This is a genomic window from Pallidibacillus thermolactis (assembly GCF_025660415.1).
Classification (GTDB): domain Bacteria; phylum Bacillota; class Bacilli; order Bacillales; family Caldibacillaceae; genus Pallidibacillus; species Pallidibacillus thermolactis.
On the sequence record NZ_JAOUSE010000038.1, the window covers coordinates 1 to 18,465 of the forward strand.

The window sequence follows — 18,465 nt, forward strand, 5'->3', positions numbered from 1 at the left end:
GATTATTGTCTGTACGCTTCGATAACATCCTAAATTTCCCCCGTTAACCAAGAATTCTATCCCTATTATACAAAAAAAACCTGTAGATTTGGCCACTAGTTAGGGACTTTGTCTACAAGCTGATTGAGAAATCCTTTTGTTTCTCAATTCGCTCTTTTTACATTTTCCTGAAAACAGCTTGATATTACCTACAAATTTTAGGAGATTGTGGGCTAAAGCTACAATCCCAAATTCAGTTTCAACCTTTTCGATTCCACGCAACCGGAATCGAGTGAACGTTTTTTTACGTAATGGAAATAGTATTCATAAGGTAAAAACGTAAACCATAGCATCAATAAATGTGATAAAAGTAAAAGTTTCACAGAATAAAAGAAAAAGTGTTTTCAAAGCGAAGATGAAAACGGAAATGGGAAGAGATTGAGAGAAAAAGTGTGTTCATCAAGGGGAGGAAAGCAGAAAATGGAAGCAAAGGACAGAAAAAGTGTGTTCATAACGTCGATAATAGCTATAAACATGAAGGATGTTTATAATAAGGACGTGTATATTTTATACAACTGATATAGTACAAGCAGGAAAAAGATATCGAAAGCCGAATATTTAATTTGGAGCCCGATCATTTTTCTTAACAACTAAATTAATAGAAAAGGAAGTGTACATATGGAACATTTCAAAGCCTTGCTCGTTAATAAAACAGAGTCCGGAACAGAATTAAACTTTCAAACATTAACACTGGAAGATTTACCTAAAGGAGATGTAACGATAAAAGTTCATTATTCCAGCATTAATTATAAAGATGGTTTAGCAACCATACCGAACGGTGGCGTTGTGCGAAATTATCCGATGGTTCCTGGTATTGATCTTGCAGGCACAGTCATAGAATCAGAAAATCCAAACTTTAAAGAAGGCGACGAAGTACTCGTTACAGGTTACGAAATCGGAGTCAACCATTTTGGAGGTTATAGTGAAGTTGCTCGTGTTCCAGCCGAATGGATCGTGCCGCTACCACAAGGTCTTTCGTTAAAAGAAGCAATGGCGATTGGTACCGCAGGATTTACAGCGGCATTGTCTATTCATCGTTTAGAAGAAAATGGTGTAAATAAAGCAAGTGGTCCTGTGTTGGTCACTGGAGCCACAGGGGGTGTAGGTTCGAATGCTGTTGCAATGCTGAAGAAACTTGGATATACCGTTACGGCAAGTTCGAGAAAGCAGAGTGAACATGAATTTTTGAAACAAATTGGTGCAGACGAGATAATATCACCGGATGAACTGATGAATCCTAATCATAAAGCACTGTTAAAACAAAAATGGCAAGCAGCAGTTGACCCTGTGGCTGGTGAGTATTTATCAGTTATTTTGGCATCTATTCAATATGGTGGTTCAGTTGCAGTAAGCGGACTAACGGCAGGTAATACGTTTACTTCTACTGTTTTTCCATTCATCTTAAGAGGTATAAATTTGTTGGGGATTGATTCTGTATATTGTCCAATGGAAATTAGAACACAAATATGGAATAGACTAGCGAAGGAGATGAAGCCAAATCAATTGATGAATACGATTACGACTGAAGTTTCATTTGAACAAATACCAGGTGTATTAAAGAAGATATTAGCTGGAGAATTGAAAGGTAGATATATTGTTGATTTCGACAAGCAAAATTAGAAAAATTTAAAACGTTATTGACATATTTTAAAATGAAGTAGTAGTATCAAGACATTTCAACAATAATCAAGTGAGGTTATGAAAATAAATAACTTAACAATCGTTGTCCGGCATTAAAATTTCAAATTATCTGGTCATTACCTGCCTTCTTTAATTAAATAGAATGCATAAAGATGTGAGTTCGTGTGGCTGTGAAGACGAGGGAGTGACATATTTTCTACGTCTTTTTCAGTAATTGGCATCATATGCCCGTTAAGGGACGTATGGTGCCTTTTTGTCTTTAAATAATCGGAGTGAATGTTTTATTATAAATGTCTCATTTTTGAGGATAGAAGGAGAGTTGTGATTTCATGACTGCCATCGTTTAGCTATTTTATTGAATAAAAATCGTACCTATGCCAAATTAGTAATAAAGAAAATTACGTATTCACATTAAAATTAAATCAGTTGTATTTATGTAGAAAAATATCAGATTTAAACGAAATATTTTCCATAATGGAATATATTCTCGTGATATGATTATATTAAAATATTAAAACATTTCGAAAGGAAGTAAAAATGGATTTAACACATATATTTTCTAAAATGGAAAACCGCCGTGCTAAAGTGTTGGGTAAAGAACATTTTCAAACATATGGAATCTTAGTTCCACTCCTTATTAAGAATAATGAAATTCATATATTATTTGAAGTACGATCTGAGGAATTACGAAGTCAACCTGGTGAAATCTGTTTTCCTGGTGGTCGCTTTGAAAAAAATGATCAAACAGTGAAAGAAACAGCCATACGGGAAACAGCGGAGGAGCTTCGAATAAATCAAAAACATATTACACAAGTCTATCCATTAGATTATTTGATTCAGTCAATGGAAAGAAGAATGATTTTTCCATTTGTTGGTTTAATTCATACTGATAAAATATCGCCTAATCCTGCAGAAGTAAAGGAAATCTTTACTGTTCCACTCGAATATTTTCGTCAAATGGAACCAGAAATTTATCCGTTAAAGTTTCAGATTGCTCAAAATGAACAATTTCCGTTTCATCTTATTCCAGGTGGTAAAAATTATCCGTTTCGAACAAGAGCAATCAAGGAGTATTTCTATATGTATGAAAATTATTGTATATGGGGATTAACAGCAAAAATATTAAATCATTTTCTATCGATTGTATTTGATAAAAATTGAATGATCTGAGTTGTATATTTTTAGTAATTATGCTTAAATGATCACATGTACATTATAAGGAAGGGATAATGTTTCTTCCAAAATTAAGGAGTGTTCATAAATGAAAGTAAAAATAAATAAAAATGCTGCAAAAGTAATTAAAAAAGAACTTGAAAATGAAAATAATCAAGGGAAAATGCTACGGGTTTATGTATCTCATCTACATGGGAATCATGCCCATTACGGAATCTCTTTTGATACACCAAAAGAGACAGATGAAATTGTAAAAACAGATAAAGACATTGATGTACTATTAGAGTCCGGCAATGAATGGTTAGACGGTGTTTGGATTCAATACTTTTATGTGCCAGAAGAAGGATTCGTCATTACAAACCCATCAAAAGGGCATTCACATCATCACTAATGAAACAACAAGAGAGGTCTTACACCTCTCTTAATTCATATTTGGGATATATAAGGAAGATTTTCTATTTCTTGATTAAAAATAATTTTTGGAGGAGTTATGGCAAAACAAAAGTATTATGTCGTATGGGAAGGTAGAAAAAAGGGCATCTATACTTCTTGGAATGAGTGCAAATTAAATACTGAAGGTATAAAAGGTGCAAAATATAAAGCGTTTTTATCAAAGGCAGAAGCAGAAGCGGCTTATCAATTAGGTTGGAAACACTTTTATCAGTCAAAAAGTGGAATTCGAAACAACATTCACAATAATAAAAAGCATGAATTCATAGCTGAAAGCATATCAGTTGATGCTGCTTGTAGTGGAAATCCTGGATTAATGGAGTATCAAGGAGTATATACAAAAACCGGTCAAAAATTATTTCATTATGGACCGATTATAGGAACTAATAATATTGGAGAATTTTTAGCGATCATACATGGTCTCAGTTATTTAAAAGAACGTAATTTATCGATCCCGATTTATTCAGATTCGCAAACGGCTATAAAATGGGTAAAAATGAAAAAAGCAAATACATCTCTTGCTATTACAAAAGATACAGAAAAGGTATGGGATTTAATTAAACGTGGGGAACAATGGTTGAAAAAGAATACCTATACTAACAAAATTTTGAAATGGGAAACTGAATGGTGGGGGGAAAATAAAGCTGACTTTGGTCGAAAATAGAATGATTGGTAGTAAATAAGCTGTTAACTCGACAGGGGGCAGTCCAACTCGACAGCCCCTCAATCAATGTTATTACTTTTTTCGTTATCTATTTTATTTCCAATCGTTTCTTCATCTTGCTGTGAGAGTTTATTGTTCGGTAAGATTAACACTTCAACACGACGATTTTGTTGTCTTCCAGATGCGGATTCATTGGATGCAATTGGTTGATATGGACCAAAACCCTTTGCACTAAACCACCTTGGATCTAACTTTTCATTTTCCAATAACAGTTCCATGAAATTGACAGCTCTTGTAACACTCAGTTCCCAGTTTGATTCAAAATTCGAGTTGTGGATGGGCACATTATCCGTATGTCCTGTTATCACCACATTATGTGGTGGATTGATAACGAGCAAATGACTTATTTCTCTTGCAATTTGTTTATCATGTTCACGAATTTCAGCACTTCCAGAATCAAATAGAATCGTATCATTAATTGTTAACAGCAACCCTTCATCTGATAAAGATGTTTGTAGTTTTCCTTCTAAGTTTTTACTGAATATATAACTGTCGATTCGCTCTTTAATCTGTTTGAATTGATTATATTCATTATGACTAAATGAATGTTTGTCATTCACTTTATCTTCATTTGAGTTCACTTTATTTTCTGCTTCTGGTATCGGACTAGGGTACTCTAGCACATGAGTTCCACTTGAAAAAATATCTCCAAAAACTTTAGAAATCGCTTGAAATTTTTGAGCATCAACAGAACTACTGGCAAAAAGTACAATAAACAGAGCTAATAACAATGTCATTAAATCAGAATATGGTAAAAGCCAAGAATCCTTTTGTTCTTTTTCTTCATGTCGTTTTCGTATACGCATTGTTATGATCCCTACTTTCTTCTATGAAAGCTCGTCGTTCCTTGGCTGGAAGGAATGATAATAGTTTTTGTTCAATTTCTTTAGGAGCTTCACCTTCAATAATAGAAAGAATGCCTTCAATCATCATCATTTTTAGTTGTATTTCTTGTTTTGATTTCCTTCTCAATTTATTCGCGAAAGGATGCCAAAGGACGTAACCTGTAAAAATGCCAAGTAGTGTAGCAATAAAGGCTGCACTGATTGCTTGTCCTAATGTTTCTGTATCATTCATTTCCCCAAGAGCAGCTATAAGTCCGACAACGGCTCCCAAAACACCAAGTGTTGGCGCATAAGTACCTGCTTGAGAAAATATTTTAGCACCAGTTTCATGCCGTTCTTCCATCGCCTCAATTTCCGCCAACAAAACTTCGCGTATATAATCTGGTGTTTTACCATCAATTGCTAGATACATGCCATTTTTTAAAAAAGGGTCTTCCAATTCTGCAATTTTCTTTTCTAATACAAGAATTCCCTCTCTCCTTGCAGTTTGTGCCCAATCAGAAAACATGTTAATTAATTCGACTTTATTCATCTTCTTTTGTTCTGTAAATAAAATTTTGAGTAATTTTGGCACTCTTTTAATTTCATAGCTAGGAAAAGCAATAATGACTGCAGCTGCTGTACCCAAAATAATAATGAGTATAGCTGCACTATTCGCAAGTGCACTGATAGGAACGCCTTTTAGTACGATTCCAACACCAAGAACGAAAATTCCAATAATTAATCCAAATACAGAAGTTTTATCCAATTCTATCACCTAACTACTATAATTTTTTTGTAACTCTTTCCTTTTATCGACAGATTTCGAGAAAAATTAAGAGCATTTTAGGAAAATGGCGATTCTACAGGAAAAGGAAAGACTATTTAGGAATACAAAAGTGTCCGAAAAAAATCAAGGAATTGACTTAGATCATAAACTAAGTTTTCCGAGCAAGACTAACATGAGAATCAATGAAATGGAATACAAAACCAAAATTTTCTGTAAAGTTCACTTTTTTACGATGAAACTCCATTCTATGTTAAAATGAACTAGATTATGAAGAAAAATGGGGTATTATAAAATGAAGTTAATTAGTTGGAATGTCAATGGGCTTCGTACTTGTGTAAGAAAAGGGTTTCTCAATTATTTTCACGAAGTTGATGCTGATATATTTTGTGTACAAGAAACAAAACTTCAAGAGGGTCAAATCGAATTAGACTTACCAGGTTACAAACAGTATTGGAATTATGCTGAGAGGAAAGGTTATTCTGGTACAGCTATATTTACTAAAAATGCACCGCTTTCGTTTTCATATGGTTTTTCACAAGAGGAAATCGAAAAAGAAGGCAGACTAATTACATTAGAATTCGAGGACTTTTATTTAATTAATTGTTATACACCGAATGCAAAACGAGACTTATCTCGTTTATCCTATCGACTTCAATGGGAAGATAAAATAAGGAAATATATGCTTGAACTTGATGCCAAAAAACCGGTCATTTATTGTGGCGATTTAAACGTGGCCCATCAAAAAATCGATTTAAAAAATTACAAAACAAATGTAGGAAATTCTGGATTTACAAATGAAGAACGTGAAAAAATGACTGAATTGTTAAATGCAGGTTTTATTGATACTTTTCGCTATTTTTATCCGAACGAAAAAGATCGTTATACATGGTGGAGTTATATGAATAAAGTTCGCGAACGTAATATCGGTTGGCGTATTGATTATTTTATCGTTTCCGAAAGATTTAAGGATAGATTGGTTGATGCAAATATTCATCATCATATTTTAGGAAGTGATCATTGTCCAGTTACTTTAGAAATAAAATAATTTTTTGTTAAACAGTTGTTATACTTATATTTTTAGCAAAGTAGGGCAAGCTGTATGCAGTAACACATAAGATATGGAGGAACAAAGATGAAAACTTTTACTGTACAATTTCACGAACATGATCAAGCGGACCCAATGACCGTTAATAAATTGAGTGAACAAGATTTTGATACACTTTCATCAGGTGGAGTAAGACAACTATGTGAGCTTGATACAAATATGGGATTATTTGTTTTTCTTGATGCTGAAGATGGAGAGGGAAATGAATCGTACCATATCATACGCTATGAAGAAGATCGCGAAGAACCAAGTGATTATTATTCATTGGAATTAAAGGATTTTTATGATTTAATTGCTTTATTTATGAGTCAGACATATATAGATGATAATGATGAAGAAGATAGCTATGGTCCTGTTCATCATTTAGCACACTTATTATTTCATATTGTAGATTCGGGTAAAGACGTAATACCATAATATTTCGGGCTGTCATTTGGCAGTCCTTTTTAAATTTAATTTATTGGTAGGAGGTTTGGGAGTATGGAAGAAATCCCGGAATATTTAGAGAAAAACTTACACATTGTGTTTGTTGGATTTAATCCTAGTATTATGTCAAGTGAAAAAGGTCATCATTATGCAAACCCGACGAATCGTTTTTGGAAAGTTTTATTTGAAGCCGGACTGACACCTAGAAAATTTACACCTGAAGATGATGAGAAATTGTTAAAGTTAGGTTACGGATTAACGAATATTGTAGATCGCCCGACAAAAGGTGCGAATGATATTACGAAAGAAGAGTTTTTGAATGGAAGTAAGAAATTAAAGAAAAAAATCAACTATTATAAACCAAAAATTGTATGTTATGTTGGAAAAGGAGTTTATCAACAATATAGTGGTATAAAAAATTGTAATTGGGGAAAGCAAGACAAATCAGTGATAGATGGTATAATTGATTTTGTAGCACCTTCGACAAGTGGTCTTGTCCGAATGCCGATTAGTGAAATCGTTACGATTTATAAACAATTAAAAATGCTACTAAAATGAAAGTGACAATTTAGTAAAGTTAATTTAAGATATTATTAGATTTAATCGATGATTGATTTAAGGAGAAGATACATATGTCAAAAGTTAAAATAACTTGTGATAGTACTGCTGATTTATCCCATGAATTACTTCAAAAATATAATATCGATACAATACCGCTTTATATCATTATCGATGAAAATACATATCGGGATAGTGTTGATATTCAACCAGATGATATTTATGCATATGCCCAAAGAACAGGAAAGCTACCGAAAACTGCCGCGGTATCGGTGCAAAATTACATTGATTTATTTGCAAAATATCAGGAATATGACGCTATTATTCATATCAATATAGGTCAACAATTTTCCAGTTCATTTCAAAATGCGTACATTGCTTCACAAGAATTTAAAAATGTTTACGTGATTAATTCAGAAAATTTATCGACCGGTTCTGGACATCTAGTTATAGAAGCAGCTGAGCTTGCAGCACAAGGACTTGATGCCGAGCAAATTTGTGAGAACTTAAAGAGAGTGATTCCAAAAATAGATGCAAGTTTTGTTATTGATACGTTAGATTATTTAAAAATGGGGGGACGATGCTCTTCAATACAAGCCTTTGGTGCAAGTTTATTGAATATTAAACCATGTATTGAAGTGATTGATGGTAAGATGGAAGTTGGAAAAAAATATCGTGGCAAAATTGAAAAGTCAATTCAAAAATATGTTGTAGATCGTTTGAAGGATCGAGATGATATTATTACGGATCGGGTCTTTATTACTCATTCCGGTTGTTCTGTAGACTTATTAAATCAAGTAAAACAATTGGTGATAGAGAGTCAACCTTTTGAAGAAGTATTTATTACTCGAGCATCATGTACAATTTCTTGCCATTGCGGACCAAATACTCTAGGTGTTTTATTTAAAACGAAATAAATTAAGGGGCATCCACTATGTAGGGTGTCCCTTTTTGTATGGCAATCGAGATCAATGATATGTTCATTTTCAATTTACATTTGATTATTTGGCAAAAAAATTTTGCGTAAAGTAGGGGTGATTTTCTTGATTAAAAGCGACACCAACACCTAAATACTCAAAGTCTTCTTGCAAAATATTTTTACGATGACCAAGTGAATTTAATAAACCTTCGTGAGCATATATACTACTAAATTGCCCATAGGCTAGATTTTCACCTGCAAGTTGAAAATGAATCTCGTTTTCTCGCATACGATCAAAGGGAGATTCTCCTTTTAAATTCGTATGACTAAAATAATTATTTGTTGCCATATCTTTACTATGTTCACGGGCGGTACGTCTTACATGTTCATCCCATGTTAAAATAGATAGTCCATATTTAACCCGTTCTGCATTTGTTAAATCAAACATTTGAAATTCAAAACCTTCAATCAGTTCTTGACTCGGTATCGTATAAATATCTTGTTTTTTGTCTTCTAACGATTTATCTATAATCTGAATAGCCGTTACCGTGTTATTCTCGTGTTTATCATAAAATATGGTAATATAGCATGAATCTTTTTCATATATATCATAATCTCTATTAGTCGGTAATCTATAAACAACGAAATCTTTATGAATACGGTCTAAAGAACTACCCATAGTCTTTTGTACTTGCTTTTTACTTGTACCAAGTTTTACATCATAATTTGAGGAAATTAAGTTTTGATTTGTAAATAAACCAACTACTTTATGATTTTTGTCATAGGCAACCATAAAAAAATTTTGATAGTTGTCATGATAAGTATGCCAATATGTATGATACTCATTATAAGTGATTCGATCTGCTTTACCAAACCTTGCTTCAACTTCTTTTTTCGTGTGGCCGATTTCTATATTTGCGATGGAAAAGTTTTGTTCTTCTGGATGTTTGATTAAAGGCGATCCATTTTCATTTTTAGAGCCATTAAAAAAAGAATGGCTTTCTTCTTCCACTGTTTCGATCATATTCGAAATATAGTATTGCAATTCATCTATATTAATAAAATTAGCGATAGATACGACACCTGATTTAATTTGATCAAATAATGAATCGTTTTTAGTCGCATTATTCGTTGCATAAGCAACTAAAATAAGAATGGCTAATGTGATTAGTAATTTTTTCATTGGTGTCACTCCTTTCCGTTTTATTTTTATCAATTTTTAGAAAAAACAAACAAAGTACCTTGCAATATTCATAACGAATTTTACTTGTATTATATCAAACCTTTATCTATGAAAAATATATTTTCCAAAATAAAAGGCTGCTTACAATCGCAAACAGCCTTTTTCGAACTTTCATATTTTCATGCTTTCGATATTATAACCAAGCAGCACCAACAATAATAAGAAGGATAAATAATACGACAATTAAAGCAAACCATCTACCGGCGCCATATCCGCCACCGTAACCATATCCTCCATAACCATAGCCATATCCATGGCATTTGTAGAATCCCATAAAAAATACCTCCTCGTGATTAGTTTTTCAAAGTTGGTTTACCAAATATAAGCAGAACCTACGATGATTAATAGGATGAACAGCACTACAATTAGTGCAAAGCCTGCACCATAACCACCATGTGGTCCATGATGTCCGCGTCCGTCACTCATCAATAAACACCTCCATGTTTATTTGTTGTATTATATGTGGGTATTTCTCATTTGTTTGGTCATTTGTCCTAATCCCATTGAATTTGGGCTGTTTATAATTTGCTAGTTTTCTTCACAAAGGAAGTAACTTGTTTTACTAAAGGATCAGCTTGCTTCATTATTTTATTGATTTGTTGAAGGGAATAAGAGATTTTGTCGAAATCAATTTTTCCATCGTCTTTTCTAAAATAATCAAAGAAAAGATGTGCATAAGGATGGCGAAATTTTTGATGTTGTGGAAAAAATGGGTTTCTTGGTGGACGATGATAAGGAAACATTGTACCCCCTCCTTCCTGAAGAAAATAGGCAATTCCTAAACAAATGAACTATTATAGTATATTCATTAGATGTTCATGAAGATTGGGCAAATAAAAAATTGACCATCTCTGTTTCAGAGATGATCATGACTTAAAGCCAGAGTTTGTTCTAGCTTTTTGCATAAAAGAGCGCTGACTATAAAGGATAAATGGCAAACTTATAATAAATAATACTTGCACAAATAATGTAACACCAATCCATCCAAAATTACTCCATAAAATCCCTCCGAGTGTACCGGCAATACTTGAGCCTAAATAATAAAACAGCAAATATAATGATGAACTTTGAGCTTTGTAAACTTTGGAAAATTCACCTATCCAGCTGCTAGTAACGGAATGGCATGCAAAAAAGCCAAAGGTGAAAATGGAAAGCCCGATAATTATCAACCATATTGAAGAAAAAAGAGTGAGTATTGCACCTGTCATTGTGATCAATACATTTACTGTAAGGACCTTTGCATATCCATATATACTTGCTTTTTTCCCCATATAAACGGAACTAAAACTACCAAACAAATAGACTAGAAATATTAATCCTATAACGGATTGACGGTATGAATATGGAGGGGAAACGAATAAAAATCCAATATAATTAAATAAGGTAACAAATCCACCCATAAATAAAAAGCCTAATATGATGAGAGCCATTAACGGCTTATTTGAAAGGTGCACTTGATATGTTTGAAAAGCGGTTTTAAAATTTATTGATGTCTTTACAACACGTTTCGGCTTTGGCATTAATAGTGAAAAACCAACGGACAGAATAAGTGCTATCATCCCAATTATGAATAAGGCGATACGCCAAGTAAATAAATCAGTTAAAATGCCTGCTGATATTCGTCCGGCAAGTCCACCAATCGTTGTTCCGCTTATGTATATTCCCATTGCAGTCCCAATTGTATTTGGATGAAATTCTTCTGCAACATAAGCCATTGCAAGGGAAGGTATTCCGGCAGCTGTTATCCCGAGAATTGCTCGAAAGATGAGTAAACTTTCAAAATTGGGTACAAAGGCAATGATAATCGATATTGCAGAAGTAAAGAACATCGAAATGTTCATAATTTGTTTTTTACCAAATCGATCTGATAAACTAGCAGCAAAAAGCATCATGATGGAAAGAAATCCCGTTGATAGTGAAACAGATAAACTAGTAATAGAAGGAGAAACTGAAAATTCATTAGAAAAAATAGGTAATAATGGCTGTGTCGTATATAATATTGAAAAGGTTACGAAACCACCAAAAAATAATGCGATACTTGCCTTGAAAAACTGTTTACTTCCTATTTGAATATACTTCATCATCTATCGCCTCGATAGAAATAATATTTTTAAATAATGATAACGTCTTTTAGATAGAATTGTCCATTTTGTTGGATGATTCACAATTTTCGTAAATATAATTTTAAAAAAATGGTCAAATTATATTTCACTTGTCCGGAAAACTTCGATATTATAAAAACATAACGATTTTCTATTGCTTAGTATGTTAAAAGGATGGGTAATAATGAACGAAGAAAATATTACACGAATCCAAATTGGAACGAAAGAATACATATTAATTGGTACTGCCCATGTTTCGAAAAATAGTGCTGAGTTAGTAAAAGAAGTAATTGAAACAGAACAACCTGATTCAGTTTGCATAGAGTTGGATCAAGGACGTTATGAATCGATTACTGAAGGACAAAAATGGCAAGATATGGACATTTTTAAAATAATTAAAGAAAAAAAGACAACATTAATGTTAATCAACTTGGCCCTTTCTTCATTTCAGAAACGGATGGCTGACCAATTTGGAATTAAACCCGGTCAAGAAATGATTCAAGCAATCGAGTCTGCAAAGGACATCGATGCAAAACTAGTTCTTGCGGATCGCAATATCCAAACCACCTTTGCTAGAGTTTGGGCGAATATTGGTTTTAAAGGAAAAATGACGCTACTTAGTGAGATCATCTACAGTATTTTTAGTAAGGAAACCATTACTGAGGAAGAGTTAGAACAAATGAAATCGAAGGATACGATTTCTTCGGTATTAAATGAATTTACAGAACATTTTCCGGAATTAAAACAACCTTTAATTGATGAAAGGGATCAATATTTAGCGGAAAAAATTCGACGGGCACCCGGAAAGAAAATTGTTGCTGTACTTGGAGCAGCCCATGTTCCTGGAATAACGAAAGAAATTCATAAACGCCAAAATTTAAATGAATTAACAAAAGTTCCACCTAAATCAAAATGGCCGAAAATCATTGGTTGGTCAATTCCTCTGTTCATTGTTGCGATCATTGCCTATACGTTTTTTATGAATCCAGATGCAGGTTTGCAACAGACGTGGAGTTGGATTTTGTGGCATGGTTCATTAGCGGCTCTCGGAGCTACGATCGCTTTAGCTCATCCTTTAGCCATCCTTACCGCATTTGTAGCTGCACCAATCACCGCTTTAAATCCGTTACTTGCAGCAGGTTTCTTTGCAGGTTTTGTGCAAGCAATAGTGAGAAAACCAAATGTTAAAGACTTTGAAACGTTATCAAACGATATCACCTCTGTTAAGGGATTTTGGCAAAATAAAGTAACAAGGATATTGTTAATTATAGTATTATCAAATCTCGGTAGCTCTTTAGGTACATTTATCGGAGGAGCGGACGTTTTACGCTTATTCTTTAAAAATATTTAATCATGCTTCTTTTGAAGAACAGCAGGGCTTTACATTGTCTTAAATGGAGTTCTGCTGATTTTTTATCTAAAATATGCGAAATTGATAAACTATACATTAATTTTTGTGGACTAGATGCAATAGTGAGGTTCAAATATTGAATTAAAGACAAATATTATAAAGGGGGAACAGAGTTGCAAGTTGAACTAACAAAATTTCGAGTGAAACAGGGGAAAAGTCATCGAGTTGACGAATGGATGAAATTCTTGAACGATCATATGGAAAAGGTGCTCCTTACATTAGAAGATGAGAAGATGTTTGTAGAAGCTATTTTTCGAGAAAAAGGAAGAGATGAAGAATATTTATATTGGTTTTCTGTTCAAGGCGAAGGAGGACAAAATGTAGAAGAATCAGAGCATTGGGTGGATCAAATCCATTTGAAATATTGGAGAGAATGTATTGATTCTAGTTTTGAACCCGTTGATTTTAAGTTAGAATCGGTTATGATTCCTGATAAGATTAAGAGTGTAATGGAAATTGGTAGGGAGAGGTAACATTGAAAATTGCAGTTATTACCGGAACGAATAGTGGGTTTGGTTTATTAACATCGATTGAATTAGCAAAAGCAGGTTACTTTGTATTTGCTACAATGCGGGATTTAAAAAATCGAAATGATTTGCTAAACAAAGCAAAAGAAGCAAAAGTTGAAAATCAAATCGAATGTGTTCAGATGGATATTACAAAATCGAATGAAGTGGAAAAAGCATATGAACAAGTGAGATATAAATTCAATAAGATTGATCTTTTAATAAACAATGCAGGTTATGCCCAAGGGGGATTTTTTGAAGAAGTAACGGATGATATGTGGATTGAACAGTTTCAGACGAATGTTTTTGGACATATTCGTGTAACACGCACCTTTCTTCCTTTGATACAAAATAATGGTGGGGGAAAGATAATTAATATTAGCAGTGTTAGTGGTTTGTTCGGCTTTCCTGGTCTTTCTCCGTATACATCATCAAAATTTGCCCTCGAAGGCTGGAGTGAAAGTTTACGACTGGAACTGTTAGATGAGAACATTTGGGTTACAATCGTTGAGCCTGCATCTTATCAAACAAATATATGGAAGAAAGGCTTGAGTCGAATTACTAAAAAAGATGACCGTTCCTTATTTCAAAAGAAATTACTAGAACAGGCTGAACAATCAGCAATAAATGCACAAGATCCGATTCAAGTCGTTCAACTTATTTTAAAAATTGTTCATTCAAAACGTCCTAAATTGCGCTATCCGATCGGTGGAATAACTCGATTTGTTACATTAGGGAAAGCTTTAATTCCATGGAGGTTTATTGAAACCATTGTAATTAAAGCGATAAAAAAGTAAATTCCAGTCGAGCATGACTAAAATAATTGAAGGGAGATAGATTAGAGGATATCTTTTCATTATGAAAAAAATCATTAACAAAAAAATAAATATAAACTTTATGCTTAGATCGATGATTTGTTAAATGAGCTAAGTAAGGAATGAGGCAACAATTCAAAATTGTTGAATTGTATTCGAGATATTATGACAATAAGACGAGGGAAAGCGATGGAAATGTCTTCGAACTCGACACTAGGTGAAGATGAACACGATCTTAGATATCCCTCTAAAAGATAATTTGTTGGATACCTTGAACAAATAATCCTAACCCAATTTTATCGACAAGTATACATAATCAAATTTATTGATACAGTTCTTACAATAAGTGCATATAAAAATAATTGCCTTTATGTGAAATTTATGGCAGAGTAATATGTAGAAAAATGTCGTAACTATTAATAAGTTTGTAGGGGAACCAGTGATGCTGGTTGAGAGTACATCCGTTAGATGTAGACCCTTGAACCTGATCTGGCTAATACCAGCGTAGGGAACATACTTATGTAAATAAATTTACATATGCTATGTGTAAGCCCTAGGTTGTTCCTAGGTTTTTTTCATTCATAAGGTAATTTCTTCTTTCCTTATATACTTTTGGCCATCGTTAACCAGTATCTCAAACGTTTTAATTGGTTTCTCTCAAACTTAGTTTAGTTATGGTATTTTATGCAAAACTTAAAAATAATCAAGAAAAAAGAGAGGGAAATCAAATGAAGAAAATTTTTTCATTGTTGATCTGTCTTGGTTTACTTGCTGGTTGTGGCAATAATGAACAAGAGGGATCACCAAATAACAATGAATCAAATGAGGGGTTAGAAAAAGTCAAACTCGTGTTAGACTGGACACCAAATACGAATCATACTGGTTTGTATGTCGCACAGGATAAAGGTTTTTTTGAAGAAGAGGGACTTGATGTTGAAATTATTATGCCTGGAGAAGCAACGGCAGAAAATTTAGTTGCTTCAGCTCAAGCCGATTTTGGTATCAGTTACCAAGAAGGAGTTACCCTTGCTAGAACTCAAGATATCCCATTAGTTTCAATTGCAGCTATAATCCAACATAATACATCTGGATTTGCGTCGTTAAAAGAACAAAATATTACATCTCCAAAAGATTTTGAAGGAAAAACTTATGGTGGTTGGGGCTCACCAATAGAAGCAGCCGTTATTGAGTCATTAATGAAACAAGAAAAAGCAAGTATTGATAAAGTAGAAATTCTCAATGTCGGAAATACAGATTTTTTTACAGCGCTCCAACAAAATATCGATTTCTTTTGGATTTATTATGGTTGGACTGGTATAGAAGCGGAGATGAGAGAAATTCCGATCAATATGGTATGGTTAGCAGATTATAGCGAGAAACTTGATTACTATACACCGGTCATTATTACAAATGAAGAGCTAATTTCGGATAATCCAGAAACTGTTCGAAAGTTTATTGCCGCAGTAGCCAAAGGATATGAATTTGCCATTAAAAATCCAGAAGAAGCAGCTAACCTTTTAATTGATGCAGTTCCGGAATTAGACGCAGAATTAGTACGAAAAAGCCAAGAATGGCTATCAGCAAAGTATCAAGATGATGCTCCACGTTGGGGTGAACAAAAGTTAGAGGTTTGGAAAAATTATGCTGATTGGATGTTTGAAAATGGTTTAATGGAAAAAGAATTAGAGGCAGAAAAAGCATTTACGAATGAATTTTTACCTGAATAGGAGTGAACAGAATGGCTAATGCGTTAGTTAGTATTCAAATCATACCACGTACGAAAAATGGGGGAGACCCTATTCCATATATTGACGAGGCAATTTCCGTAATAATAAACTCTGGTGTTAAATATCAAGTAAATCCGTTGGAGACGACAATGGAAGGCGATTTACATGAACTACTTGCTATTGTTGAAAAAATGAATGAGCGGATGGTTGAACTTGGTGCACCAAGTATCATTTCACAAATTAAAGTGTATTTTAATCCAGAAGAAGGGGCGTCAATGGACCAATTGACTGAAAAGTACAGATAATGAAAACACTAATAATCAAAGGATGGAGACCAACTTCGGTTCTCCTTCTTTTATTCATCATTTGGGAGTTTTTTGTTAAGATCTTTAATATTGAACAATGGCTACTTCCATCACCATCACACATATTTATTGAACTTGTACATGGAACAGACGTGTATTTAGAACATCTTTGGCCAACGATCCAATTATGTATTATTGGTCTTTTGCTCGGTTGTGCCATCGGTATTGTTACAGGTACCATTTTGCATATTGTTCCATTTTTAAGAGAAGCTTTTTATCCACTTCTTATTATTTCACAAAATATTCCAATTATAGTACTTGCTCCATTACTGGTAATATGGTTTGGATTTGGTATGCTTCCGAAAATCATTGTCATTATCTTAGTTTGTTTTTTCCCGATTACAATAGCCTTATTAGATGGTTTCAAGCAAATTGATCGTGATATTATGAATTATATGAAAATGGCTGGAGCAACGAAAAAGCAAATTTTTTGGAAACTAGAGTGGCCGAATGCTCTACCATCATTATTTTCTGGAATCAAAATATCTGCGACGTATAGTGTCATGGGAGCTGTTATATCTGAATGGTTAGGAGCTAGTAAGGGAATTGGAGTTTATATGCAATTATCCCAATCGTCTTTCCGTACAGATCGCGTATTTGTCGCCATCATTTTTATCATTCTAATTAGCTTACTATTGTTAGGAGCTATAATGATGTTTGAAAAATGGATGATTCGTTGGCGGCCAAGGGAGGAAAATAACCGTGAGTAAATTAGTACTAAATCATATAACCAAATCCTTTGGTAACCAAAAAATCCTCTATGATGTTACCTTTACAGTTAAAGAAGGTGAATTTATTTCCATTTTAGGACCATCAGGTAGTGGAAAAAGCACACTGTTTAACTTAATCGGTGGTATTTTGTTACCTGATAAGGGATCCATTCAATTTGATGGAAAAGAAATTACAGGTAAGCGTGGTTTTATCAGTTATATGCCACAAACACCAGCTTTAATGCCTTGGAGAAATATTTTGGACAATGTATTACTTGGACAAGAGATCGCTAGGAAACACGATCATAAAAAAGCCTATGAAATGCTTGAAAAAGCAGGACTTAAAGGTTATGAAAAACATTTCCCTTACGAATTATCAGGTGGGATGAAGCAAAGGGTATCCTTTATTCGAAGTTTACTTAGTCCGCAATCCCTCATTTGTCTGGACGAGCCTTTCTCAGCCCTAGATGAGTTTACGCGTTTCGAAATGCAAAAATGGCTGCTTTCAATTTGGCAAGAGTATAAACGAACCATTCTTTTTATCACCCATAATATTGATGAAGCGTTATACTTGTCCGATCGGATTATTGTTTTGTCAAATAAGCCAGCTACTGTCCAAAAGGAATTTATCGTTCCCTTTTTAAGACCAAGAAAAGAAGAAATACTACACTCTACTGATTTTTTACAATGGAAAAAGCAAATCTATGATGAAATTAAAAAGCATTCAGTTAACAAACATTAATAAACCATTTTAAAGTTACAGTTAGTAATGTATTATTCTCGGTTTATGAATGTGCTAACTGAATTAAAAAATCCCCCCTTTCATTAGAATAAAAGAGAAGTGTTTCTATTTATTTAAGGAGATGCATGCCAATTTCATGTTTATCCTTTTTATTGCGAAGTATATTAATTTTTCTATAAAATATTTAGAAAATTC

General features: G+C 33.5%; 23 protein-coding genes and 1 riboswitch. Of the genes, 15 read left to right on the plus strand and 8 right to left on the minus strand.

The window, feature by feature from the left end:
- Positions 1-99: 99 nt before the first annotated feature.
- Positions 100-303, minus strand: a complete 204-nt coding sequence (locus OEV82_RS16180) for a transposase (RefSeq protein ID WP_407672767.1) — start codon at positions 301-303, stop codon at positions 100-102.
- A gap of 354 nt (positions 304-657) precedes the next feature.
- On the opposite strand from OEV82_RS16180, the gene OEV82_RS11535 reads away from it, so the two are divergent.
- The 4 genes from OEV82_RS11535 to OEV82_RS11550 all read left to right on the plus strand — a co-directional run bounded on the left by OEV82_RS11535 (position 658) and on the right by OEV82_RS11550 (position 3,967).
- Entirely contained in the window at positions 658-1,659 is a 1,002-nt protein-coding gene (locus OEV82_RS11535; RefSeq protein ID WP_263061963.1) for an NADPH:quinone oxidoreductase family protein, read from the plus strand.
- 558 nt (positions 1,660-2,217) lie between these two features.
- Positions 2,218-2,841 (plus strand): NUDIX hydrolase, encoded by a 624-nt coding sequence (locus OEV82_RS11540; RefSeq protein ID WP_263061964.1) that lies wholly within the window; start codon positions 2,218-2,220, stop codon positions 2,839-2,841.
- 100 nt (positions 2,842-2,941) lie between these two features.
- On the plus strand, positions 2,942-3,244 hold the full coding sequence (locus tag OEV82_RS11545) for an iron-sulfur cluster assembly accessory protein (protein WP_173657880.1): 303 nt from the start codon (positions 2,942-2,944) through the stop codon (positions 3,242-3,244).
- Between the two features lie 99 nt (positions 3,245-3,343).
- Positions 3,344-3,967, plus strand: a complete 624-nt coding sequence (locus OEV82_RS11550; RefSeq protein WP_173657881.1) for a ribonuclease H1 domain-containing protein — start codon at positions 3,344-3,346, stop codon at positions 3,965-3,967.
- Between the two features lie 59 nt (positions 3,968-4,026).
- On the opposite strand, the gene motB is transcribed toward OEV82_RS11550, so the two are convergent.
- Positions 4,027-4,833, minus strand: coding sequence for a flagellar motor protein MotB (gene motB, locus OEV82_RS11555; RefSeq protein ID WP_173657882.1), 807 nt, complete (start codon positions 4,831-4,833; stop codon positions 4,027-4,029).
- Entirely contained in the window at positions 4,811-5,620 is an 810-nt protein-coding gene (gene motA, locus OEV82_RS11560; RefSeq protein ID WP_173657883.1) for a flagellar motor stator protein MotA, read from the minus strand. The genes motB and motA overlap by 23 nt, the downstream gene beginning before the upstream one ends.
- Before the next feature lie 313 nt (positions 5,621-5,933).
- On the opposite strand from motA, the gene OEV82_RS11565 reads away from it, so the two are divergent.
- The 4 genes from OEV82_RS11565 to OEV82_RS11580 all read left to right on the plus strand — a co-directional run bounded on the left by OEV82_RS11565 (position 5,934) and on the right by OEV82_RS11580 (position 8,647).
- Entirely contained in the window at positions 5,934-6,686 is a 753-nt protein-coding gene (locus tag OEV82_RS11565; protein WP_263061965.1) for an exodeoxyribonuclease III, read from the plus strand.
- Between the two features lie 87 nt (positions 6,687-6,773).
- Positions 6,774-7,163, plus strand: a complete 390-nt coding sequence (locus OEV82_RS11570) for a cytosolic protein (protein ID WP_263061966.1) — start codon at positions 6,774-6,776, stop codon at positions 7,161-7,163.
- A gap of 63 nt (positions 7,164-7,226) precedes the next feature.
- Positions 7,227-7,730 (plus strand): G/U mismatch-specific DNA glycosylase, encoded by a 504-nt coding sequence (gene mug / locus OEV82_RS11575; RefSeq protein ID WP_263061967.1) that lies wholly within the window; start codon positions 7,227-7,229, stop codon positions 7,728-7,730.
- A 74-nt stretch (positions 7,731-7,804) separates the two neighbouring features.
- On the plus strand, positions 7,805-8,647 hold the full coding sequence (locus OEV82_RS11580) for a DegV family protein (protein ID WP_263061968.1): 843 nt from the start codon (positions 7,805-7,807) through the stop codon (positions 8,645-8,647).
- Positions 8,648-8,731: 84 nt separating this feature from the next.
- Here OEV82_RS11580 and OEV82_RS11585 read toward each other — a convergent pair whose 3' ends face one another.
- The 5 genes from OEV82_RS11585 to OEV82_RS11605 form a co-directional block, all read right to left on the minus strand.
- Entirely contained in the window at positions 8,732-9,832 is a 1,101-nt protein-coding gene (locus OEV82_RS11585; protein ID WP_173659250.1) for a CAP domain-containing protein, read from the minus strand.
- A 193-nt stretch (positions 9,833-10,025) separates the two neighbouring features.
- Entirely contained in the window at positions 10,026-10,166 is a 141-nt protein-coding gene (locus tag OEV82_RS11590; protein WP_173659248.1) for a YjcZ family sporulation protein, read from the minus strand.
- 38 nt (positions 10,167-10,204) lie between these two features.
- The gene (locus OEV82_RS11595) at positions 10,205-10,318 is read right to left on the minus strand and encodes a YjcZ family sporulation protein (protein ID WP_161921870.1); all 114 of its coding nucleotides are present in this window, start codon (positions 10,316-10,318) and stop codon (positions 10,205-10,207) included.
- Between the two features lie 92 nt (positions 10,319-10,410).
- Positions 10,411-10,635: a YppG family protein gene (locus OEV82_RS11600; RefSeq protein ID WP_173659246.1), complete on the minus strand. Its 225-nt coding sequence runs from the start codon at positions 10,633-10,635 to the stop codon at positions 10,411-10,413.
- A 123-nt stretch (positions 10,636-10,758) separates the two neighbouring features.
- Positions 10,759-11,976: an MFS transporter gene (locus OEV82_RS11605; protein WP_446686437.1), complete on the minus strand. Its 1,218-nt coding sequence runs from the start codon at positions 11,974-11,976 to the stop codon at positions 10,759-10,761.
- 202 nt (positions 11,977-12,178) lie between these two features.
- On the opposite strand from OEV82_RS11605, the gene OEV82_RS11610 reads away from it, so the two are divergent.
- From OEV82_RS11610 to OEV82_RS11640, 7 genes are all read left to right on the plus strand, one after another.
- Complete coding sequence (locus OEV82_RS11610; RefSeq protein WP_173659244.1) at positions 12,179-13,345, plus strand: TraB/GumN family protein; 1,167 nt, start codon at positions 12,179-12,181, stop codon at positions 13,343-13,345.
- 173 nt (positions 13,346-13,518) lie between these two features.
- Positions 13,519-13,878 (plus strand): DUF6176 family protein, encoded by a 360-nt coding sequence (locus OEV82_RS11615; RefSeq protein ID WP_173659242.1) that lies wholly within the window; start codon positions 13,519-13,521, stop codon positions 13,876-13,878.
- Positions 13,879-13,880: 2 nt separating this feature from the next.
- Positions 13,881-14,708 (plus strand): SDR family oxidoreductase, encoded by an 828-nt coding sequence (locus OEV82_RS11620; RefSeq protein ID WP_263061969.1) that lies wholly within the window; start codon positions 13,881-13,883, stop codon positions 14,706-14,708.
- A gap of 437 nt (positions 14,709-15,145) precedes the next feature.
- A riboswitch (TPP riboswitch) is annotated at positions 15,146-15,254 on the plus strand.
- A gap of 200 nt (positions 15,255-15,454) precedes the next feature.
- The gene (locus OEV82_RS11625) at positions 15,455-16,453 is read left to right on the plus strand and encodes an ABC transporter substrate-binding protein (protein WP_263061970.1); all 999 of its coding nucleotides are present in this window, start codon (positions 15,455-15,457) and stop codon (positions 16,451-16,453) included.
- An 11-nt stretch (positions 16,454-16,464) separates the two neighbouring features.
- Entirely contained in the window at positions 16,465-16,758 is a 294-nt protein-coding gene (locus tag OEV82_RS11630) for a thiamine-binding protein (RefSeq protein ID WP_173659236.1), read from the plus strand.
- The gene (locus OEV82_RS11635; RefSeq protein ID WP_173659234.1) at positions 16,758-17,528 is read left to right on the plus strand and encodes an ABC transporter permease; all 771 of its coding nucleotides are present in this window, start codon (positions 16,758-16,760) and stop codon (positions 17,526-17,528) included. The genes OEV82_RS11630 and OEV82_RS11635 overlap by 1 nt, the downstream gene beginning before the upstream one ends.
- Positions 17,521-18,270, plus strand: coding sequence for an ABC transporter ATP-binding protein (locus OEV82_RS11640; RefSeq protein ID WP_263061971.1), 750 nt, complete (start codon positions 17,521-17,523; stop codon positions 18,268-18,270). Before OEV82_RS11635 ends, OEV82_RS11640 begins: the two co-directional genes overlap by 8 nt.
- The last annotated feature ends 195 nt before the right edge of the window (positions 18,271-18,465 follow it).

Excerpts from the sequence above, each read along its gene's own strand:
- OEV82_RS11535 (WP_263061963.1), top strand. The coding sequence starts at position 658 with ATGGAACATTTCAAAGCCTTGCTCGTTAATAAAACAGAGTCCGGAACA.
- OEV82_RS11540 (WP_263061964.1), top strand. The coding sequence starts at position 2,218 with ATGGATTTAACACATATATTTTCTAAAATGGAAAACCGCCGTGCTAAA.
- OEV82_RS11545 (WP_173657880.1), top strand. The coding sequence starts at position 2,942 with ATGAAAGTAAAAATAAATAAAAATGCTGCAAAAGTAATTAAAAAAGAA.
- OEV82_RS11550 (WP_173657881.1), top strand. The coding sequence starts at position 3,344 with ATGGCAAAACAAAAGTATTATGTCGTATGGGAAGGTAGAAAAAAGGGC.
- motB (WP_173657882.1), bottom strand. The coding sequence starts at position 4,833 with ATGCGTATACGAAAACGACATGAAGAAAAAGAACAAAAGGATTCTTGG.
- OEV82_RS11565 (WP_263061965.1), top strand. The coding sequence starts at position 5,934 with ATGAAGTTAATTAGTTGGAATGTCAATGGGCTTCGTACTTGTGTAAGA.
- OEV82_RS11570 (WP_263061966.1), top strand. The coding sequence starts at position 6,774 with ATGAAAACTTTTACTGTACAATTTCACGAACATGATCAAGCGGACCCA.
- mug (WP_263061967.1), top strand. The coding sequence starts at position 7,227 with ATGGAAGAAATCCCGGAATATTTAGAGAAAAACTTACACATTGTGTTT.
- OEV82_RS11580 (WP_263061968.1), top strand. The coding sequence starts at position 7,805 with ATGTCAAAAGTTAAAATAACTTGTGATAGTACTGCTGATTTATCCCAT.
- OEV82_RS11585 (WP_173659250.1), bottom strand. The coding sequence starts at position 9,832 with ATGAAAAAATTACTAATCACATTAGCCATTCTTATTTTAGTTGCTTAT.
- OEV82_RS11590 (WP_173659248.1), bottom strand. The coding sequence starts at position 10,166 with ATGGGATTCTACAAATGCCATGGATATGGCTATGGTTATGGAGGATAT.
- OEV82_RS11595 (WP_161921870.1), bottom strand. The coding sequence starts at position 10,318 with ATGAGTGACGGACGCGGACATCATGGACCACATGGTGGTTATGGTGCA.
- OEV82_RS11600 (WP_173659246.1), bottom strand. The coding sequence starts at position 10,635 with ATGTTTCCTTATCATCGTCCACCAAGAAACCCATTTTTTCCACAACAT.
- OEV82_RS11605 (WP_446686437.1), bottom strand. The coding sequence starts at position 11,976 with ATGATGAAGTATATTCAAATAGGAAGTAAACAGTTTTTCAAGGCAAGT.
- OEV82_RS11610 (WP_173659244.1), top strand. The coding sequence starts at position 12,179 with ATGAACGAAGAAAATATTACACGAATCCAAATTGGAACGAAAGAATAC.
- OEV82_RS11625 (WP_263061970.1), top strand. The coding sequence starts at position 15,455 with ATGAAGAAAATTTTTTCATTGTTGATCTGTCTTGGTTTACTTGCTGGT.
- OEV82_RS11630 (WP_173659236.1), top strand. The coding sequence starts at position 16,465 with ATGGCTAATGCGTTAGTTAGTATTCAAATCATACCACGTACGAAAAAT.
- OEV82_RS11635 (WP_173659234.1), top strand. The coding sequence starts at position 16,758 with ATGAAAACACTAATAATCAAAGGATGGAGACCAACTTCGGTTCTCCTT.